A 6,725-nucleotide genomic window follows, 5' to 3' on the forward strand; every position below is an offset into this window, starting at 1 on the left:
ATAATTAATGTCTAAAAGGTTACGAGGAACTAGGGATTGATGTAAAGCGTTTTGAGTATTATAAAATGTATGGTCAACGTTTTATGCCGTATTCAAAAGAATATGTAATACGTTCAAATATGGAAGAATTATTGAAGAAAGATAAAGAAACGTACATACAATTTAATCCTTCTTTTTTTATAGATTAAAAAGAACAGGCAACTTATATAATCTGGTTGTGCAGTGTGTGAATCGATACTGCACAACATAATTACTTTCGTAGGGGAAGGACTATGTTGACTTGTTTTTATCTTAACACGAAGAGGACTGTATGATTTCAAAGGGAGAGATTGGAATGGAAAAGATATTTGTAACGCATATTAGTCTTGCAAATGGAAAAACACATATCTTGAAAATGAAATTAGAAAATGTTTTGGAAAAGGTGATGGAACCGGATGGAAATTTCAAGAATGGTTTAATACGTTTTGAAGATACTTTAATTAATCCAAAGCATATTACTTCTGTACAGCAAGTTGTTTCTGTTAGAAGACGTAGGTTGAATCGTATTATGTATTAAGCCTAGTTTAGGGGAGTGTTCTTGCTGTTTTAGGGTATGGAGAACAGTGTAATTATCTCAGGTATAAATCTTATTGTATGTTTCTACTCCGTGGTTAATTTTTTATTGGCTAAAACAATGGATGAACCATTAAAGGGGTAAGTGAAAAAAGCACAGTTATATCATCTGTGGAAGACGATTACTGTGCAAATAAAAAGTCATAAAACATCCACTATAACCATAATTGGTAATAGGATTTGTTGGGGTATTTTTATTATAACAGGAAACATAGGAACATCGAATCATAAAGATGACCTTTTACAAGGGAAAAATTTGTGGATAAGTGTCAAGATAATTAGCGAATTATTTATCATTGTAGCCAAGAATCCATCTTATTTGTGCGACATATGAACAAGTTATCATTCGCATTTTCCATATGTCGAATTTACGTTTTAATACCTAACTTGTCTGCAGATTTCTCGTATACTAAGATAAAATAAATTTTTTAGTGTTTTAAAATAAAACCTATGCAACTAGCACTTTTTAAGATATTTGCACCAGAACCGATTTATTCATCTTGAAAGCTATACAAAACCGAAAGAGGCTGCGAAAATATCTTCATTCAAGCACATTTTATTAATCAATTACATATTATATATAAACTTTATTTATTGGTTATAAAAATTTATCCATAAGAAGGGATGAAAATTGAATTCTACTAGCGACTTAATTATTTTTGTACACATTGCAAAAACTGGTGGTACAACCTTAAGGGATATTTTAGATAAACAATATGGTCCTAATTCATTAAAAATATATGCAGATCCATCTATACCAACTTTAAATAGTAAAGAGAAAATTGTAAATATGGTTTTACAAAACATTCATACAGCTAGAAGTATCAGTGGGCACTTTAGCTATGGAATGAAATATAATCATATAGATCAGGAACCTTTACTATCATTAATAAATACTCCCAAAAATATTACTCATATTACCATGATAAGAAATCCTGTAGAAAATATATTTTCTCTATACCATCATTATAAACGTAATAATTATTATAATATAAAGACTTTTAATGTGACTTTTGAAACCTTTATTAAACAAAAATTATATTATCCCAACTATCAAACCTTACGTGTATCTGGTACAGATATTCCAGATTTAAGCATTGCGAAAAATAATATTGTTAATAATTTTACTATAGTTGGAATTACTGACATGTACAATGAATCTATATTTTTAATGAAAGAAAGATTCAACTGGAAAGATATTAAATATCAAAAGTTAAATCATTACGTAAAATCAGATTTAATACAAGATATTCCCAATGATCTTATACAATTAATTAATCTCGATAATAGATTAGATTTTAAATTATATACATTTACAAAGCAATTATTAAAACAAAAAATCAGCGCATTAAATATAATAAAACAAAAAGAACTCCATAAGTTTTCACCTTTTACTTAGGTACATTAAAAAAACCTTCTATTAAACAAAAAAATATTGAATAATGAAACAAGATTATCGCTTTATCACAAAACTAGTACGACTTACGATGAAATATCAGTATTTTCAGATATAACCCGAAACAATCATGAATATTGAAGTAATTTATATTATCAAAAATAGAATTTTCAAAAGGAAAAGTCTGTTCAAAATCAGGTACTGTTGATCCATAACCTTTGTATTTTTATTGTTTAAAATTAGATTTCATTAGGGATTTCTTATTATTTTTCATGTTCTCATTATATTTGCACCAGAATCCTAGTGCACGTTCATTATTTTCTAAGAGTTGGATGTATATTTTAAGCAACTAATCAAGATAGCTCTCTGTACTTTACAGAGGGCTATCTCCTAAATTTTATTTTAATTATTTATATCGTGTAAAACCATTTTGGTATGTATTATCTTATATCCAAAAATAGGTTTACAGAAAGGATAACTATCTAATGAGTTCCTCAAAAAGAAATTACACTGTTTATTCTTGTTGTGGTCCTATTTCTTCTAATTCTCATACTAAAATTTTATTTTATAATCCTTTTATTTATAAAAATATAGGTTTTATCAGCTTTAAAAATTTTTGTGAGAGTGCTTCTTCATTTTCCGTTATTATCTTGGATTCTTGTGGAAAACGAATGTTATGTATCGATCCGGATACAACTTATACAACTTCAGTTGTTTTTTTAAAGTCTCTTGCTGTACTTGCAAAATCTCCATTTACTGTAGGAGAATATTCTTTACAAATTCAATATGGTTTATAAAAATATATATTTATAGGTTACTTGTACAATCATTTCGCATTATTTATCATCTTATATATTATAAATATTATTAATAATGGGAAGTGATTTATATGTGTCATTCTACAAATACTAATGGATGTTGTCCACCCTCTCAATTTGTATCTGAAAACATATGTGGAATTTTTCAGGGAGATTTTCCAATCGATGTTTTTAATGATTTTACTGGGTTTCATTTAACAACAATTACAATTAAAGCAGATTCAAATTCTGCCCCCATTCTAGTTACAGCAAATACTCCTTCAGGCATTATTATTTTGGATAAGGGATTAAATTCTGATAATTCACAGACTCAAACATTACCGGCTGTTAAAATTGTAACAGTGACCCCTTTTACAGAAAATACATCTATATCTGGAACATACTGTATTAATGTTATTCGTAGATTACGTTAATTCATTATTTTTTAATTTTTATAAATTTAAAGTTCGCTTCTCATATAATCAGCCTTATAATAGATAAATTTTGGGTATAATAATGAAAGTAGATACTAATAATGGTTTTGTTGTAAGGTTTTCTAAGTGGAAGAAAAATGATTTGAGGAGTATGTATGATGCATGAATATGGAAATTTGATTTATCAAATTTGGAAAAAAAAAAATAAATCAGCACATTTCATATGGCATGTAGATGAAACCTATATTAAATTAAAAGGAGAGTGGCGTTATCTTTATTGTGCGATTGAGAAGGAAGGTCACACATTGGATATTCAACTTTGTAAAAAGCGAGATTATCAAGCTATCTTTATGTTTATGAAAAGGTTAGTGAAAGCTTTTGGAGAACCAACAGTTCTCACAACAGACAAGGCTCCTGCCTTACTTTGTACGTTCAAAACACTGAAACATAATGGTTTTTTAAGCGCATACAAAACATTGCATCGTTACGTATCTAAATAACCTCATCGAACAAGATAATAGACAGATCAAATGATGTTTTATTAAATCCTGAGGATTTCAAAATCTTCGCCATGCTTCACGTATATGGAAAGGAATCGCAGTGGTCATTTGCAATTTATTGAAGATATAGATATTTCATGAACGGATTTATTTTTTTCAAACTTTACATCAAAACCTGAGCAACTAAAGTTAACACAATTTATAAATATAAAAGACAATATATTAGAAAATAAAAATTTAATACCTATTCAAATACAATTTTCTCTTTAGAAAGGACATATTTAATCAATATAGATGCAAGTCCCTCTGCAACCTGTATCATAATCCATACAATGATGCATACAGGTTGCAATGTATATGTATGCCATATTCTACAAAATTATGTCTTTTCTAATTTAAAAATAATATTACACCAACTAAAAAACCAAAAAAAATTTTTTAGGTCTAAAAAACCAAAAAACATTTAAAAAAAATTTATACTACACGTATCTTCCAATATTTATTTTATGAATATTTTTTATTATTAATCAATTCATCTATATATGGTAAATAATCCAATGGAATCTCTTTTTGATTACATACTTTATATCCATATAGATTAAATTCATTTAGTGGTATAGATTTTCTATATCCTTGTTGAGCTCTTTTTATATATCCATGCACCACTTTGAAAGGCATTAAATAGACTATATTTAATGTACGAAACTCTAATAAAAAAAAGCACAATGCTCCCATTTTTTCAGCTTGCTCTAAATATGAAATTTGGTGCTCATAAATATTTTTCAACGGAAAACTACTTGAATTTATCGTCGATTTTGCCTCAAATGCCACAGCGTAGCCATTATATATTCCTTCATAATCCACAGTGCTCTTTTTTGCATATAATCCTGATATGATTTGTTTCCCTTTACTTTTTAACACTTGTATAGGTGTGGAACGCTTAGTAATTAATGCACGACTTTTTTGTTTATAAATTTCATTTGATTGATTAATAGTTCGTTCTAATGATAATCCATTATTTTTTTTCATTATTTTTTCCCTTTCTTTTTATTAATTATAAATTTACAGTAGTAAAAACCTTGCAGATTCTACGATGCCAGCAAACCCATAACGGACTTTAGTATGAACGAAATGGATTGTTTTTCATAAATAGTTGTGTTTTTGGGATACCTAAAAGATAGACAAGTACTATTCTTTCAAACGCCAATGTGTTCCTTGAAAACAAAATATCATGGAGAGTTCAATAGCCTCATCCATGTTATCAGTAAAAGGATATGTGCCAGCAAGAATAGTACTAGAACACAAATACTCTGTACGGTAATGGGTATCTTATGAACCTATACAACTTTTCGTAAAAGTGATGATGGCACACTGCAATCTTTCACGTCAGCGATACTAGAAATGAACTTCACCGTTAGTAGTAAGAATCCACTAACAATAGTCGGCTTGCCTCTTTAGAAGGAAGAGTATCAATGAATATAGTTCTTATATATTCTAAGATATGTGCACATGTACTATTTATAACCTCTAAAAAAGGAATTTTCACATAATATTTGTTGATTGAACCTGATAAAAATCCTGTTACTAAATGCATTTTAGCGAATTTATCAGAAAACTTTTCTTTCCTCAAGCGTGCGAAAACCAAAACATTCGGTTCCTGTGTAAAATAATAGTAGCTGTACCAAAAGAACGAATATCCAAGCTTTGGAAATCTAGGGGGATGGAACAACCTGAAGTAACGCTCAGGGAATCGTCAAATAAAGATAACATTGGCGGGGCAGTTTCAAGTTGTTTACAATTTAAAGTGTATCCTTATAAAAGAATGCTAAAAGCTACAAAAGAACATCAAATAGTACCGAATCAATTAAATCGAGAATTTAAACAAAATACCCCGGGGAAAATACTTCTTACAGATAACATTAGAGCTCGTAACAACCACCTTCCATAAACTAAAAAGGATCGATTGACCGAAGGTGTTTATCTCCATTCGAATCAAAGAGCCCACTACACAAGTCATACCTATCAAAAGCTAGTCAAAAAGCTAAATAATCCATGTCAAGAAGAGGAAACTGTTGGGATAACGTCCCACGAGAATCATTTTTTGGTCATCTGAAAGATGAAACTCATATAAAAATTTGCGCGTCCTTTGAAGAGTTGAAATAAGAGATTCAGAAATAATTGAAGGTAAATACCTACTGCTTTAGCTGTGGTATTTACCTTCTTTTTAAGCTGCTTTTCTTTCTTTTTTTCATCGGAACTCAATTTTTCTGGCAAGATAAAAAATTTATTATCAGGATTATTTCCACCTATAACAACAGCCTCGTAAAGAAAAAAGGTACCAAGTCCTGTTGGACCTAAACTTAAAATCTGATTAATAGGTACATATTCTATTAAGACATAGGGATATAGCCCGAGTTGATGAGGAACAGAAAAGCTATCAGCTATTTTTTTTGAGATAGTAAAAGAGGATAGCGGAGCCAATTGATGAGAACCAATATTGTTTTTATCTGTATTTATTTTCTCAGGTAACTTTATTCCACGAAATACAGGTAGCTCTTTTATTCCTTTACTCGCTAAGAATTTATATGTTTCATTTTTCATTTCTTCTAAAATAACTCCGATGACATCAATATACGATTCATAATTATCAAGTTTGTCTTTCCCCCATCTTTTTAAATCTGCATACGGTAGATCAAACTTTTTAACTGCGGCCAATTGCATAGCTTTCATCAGAGGACCTCCGGTATCACTAAAGTAATTCCAATGATAAATAAGTGCATTAACAATAGCCTCTACACCATTGTAATTAGAGTTCTTCCAAACAAAAGGTGGTATATTTGTATCTTTGCGAAGAACCTGCTCTAAGTCCAACAATTTGCGAATTAAATTAGGATGTTTGTTTTGAATATTGGTAACTACTCAGCTTTTTCAGACAAAAAAGCAGGCCAAATACATGTTTCCGATTTGAAAACATGAAAAAAAATAC

6 protein-coding genes and 2 pseudogenes are annotated in these 6,725 nt (G+C 29.4%); 6 read left to right on the forward strand and 2 right to left on the reverse strand.

The genetic code is table 11. The features are described 5' to 3' along the window. Nucleotides 1-334: 334 nt before the first annotated feature. The 5 genes and pseudogenes from JDS99_RS26480 to JDS99_RS26500 form a co-directional block, all read left to right on the forward strand. Nucleotides 335-556, forward strand: coding sequence for a hypothetical protein (locus JDS99_RS26480; RefSeq protein ID WP_199696016.1), 222 nt, complete (start codon nt 335-337; stop codon nt 554-556). 687 nt (nt 557-1,243) lie between these two features. Further along, nucleotides 1,244-2,011, forward strand: a complete 768-nt coding sequence (locus JDS99_RS26485; protein WP_199696017.1) for a sulfotransferase domain-containing protein — start codon at nt 1,244-1,246, stop codon at nt 2,009-2,011. A 482-nt stretch (nt 2,012-2,493) separates the two neighbouring features. Next, the gene (locus JDS99_RS26490; protein WP_199696018.1) at nt 2,494-2,805 is read left to right on the forward strand and encodes a hypothetical protein; all 312 of its coding nucleotides are present in this window, start codon (nt 2,494-2,496) and stop codon (nt 2,803-2,805) included. Between the two features lie 92 nt (nt 2,806-2,897). Then, nucleotides 2,898-3,239 carry an S-Ena type endospore appendage gene (locus JDS99_RS26495; protein WP_199696019.1) on the forward strand — a complete coding sequence of 114 codons (342 nt, stop codon included), beginning with the start codon at nt 2,898-2,900 and terminating at the stop codon, nt 3,237-3,239. A gap of 158 nt (nt 3,240-3,397) precedes the next feature. After that, a pseudogene (locus JDS99_RS26500) lies at nt 3,398-3,788 on the forward strand (IS6 family transposase); the annotation flags it as partial. Between the two features lie 455 nt (nt 3,789-4,243). On the opposite strand, the gene JDS99_RS26505 reads toward JDS99_RS26500, so the two are convergent. Beyond that, nucleotides 4,244-4,768, reverse strand: a complete 525-nt coding sequence (locus JDS99_RS26505) for a Holliday junction resolvase RecU (protein WP_206773305.1) — start codon at nt 4,766-4,768, stop codon at nt 4,244-4,246. 710 nt (nt 4,769-5,478) lie between these two features. On the opposite strand from JDS99_RS26505, the pseudogene JDS99_RS26510 reads away from it, so the two are divergent. Beyond that, nucleotides 5,479-5,899, forward strand: a pseudogene (locus JDS99_RS26510) (transposase family protein); the annotation flags it as partial. Here the strand turns inward: JDS99_RS26510 and JDS99_RS26515 are convergent. Beyond that, nucleotides 5,834-6,469: a hypothetical protein gene (locus tag JDS99_RS26515; RefSeq protein ID WP_199696020.1), complete on the reverse strand. Its 636-nt coding sequence runs from the start codon at nt 6,467-6,469 to the stop codon at nt 5,834-5,836. The pseudogene JDS99_RS26510 and the gene JDS99_RS26515 overlap by 66 nt on opposite strands. Nucleotides 6,470-6,725 lie beyond the last annotated feature (256 nt).

Source organism: Bacillus cereus group sp. N6 (assembly GCF_016483705.1).
GTDB lineage: Bacteria > Bacillota > Bacilli > Bacillales > Bacillaceae_G > Bacillus_A > Bacillus_A wiedmannii.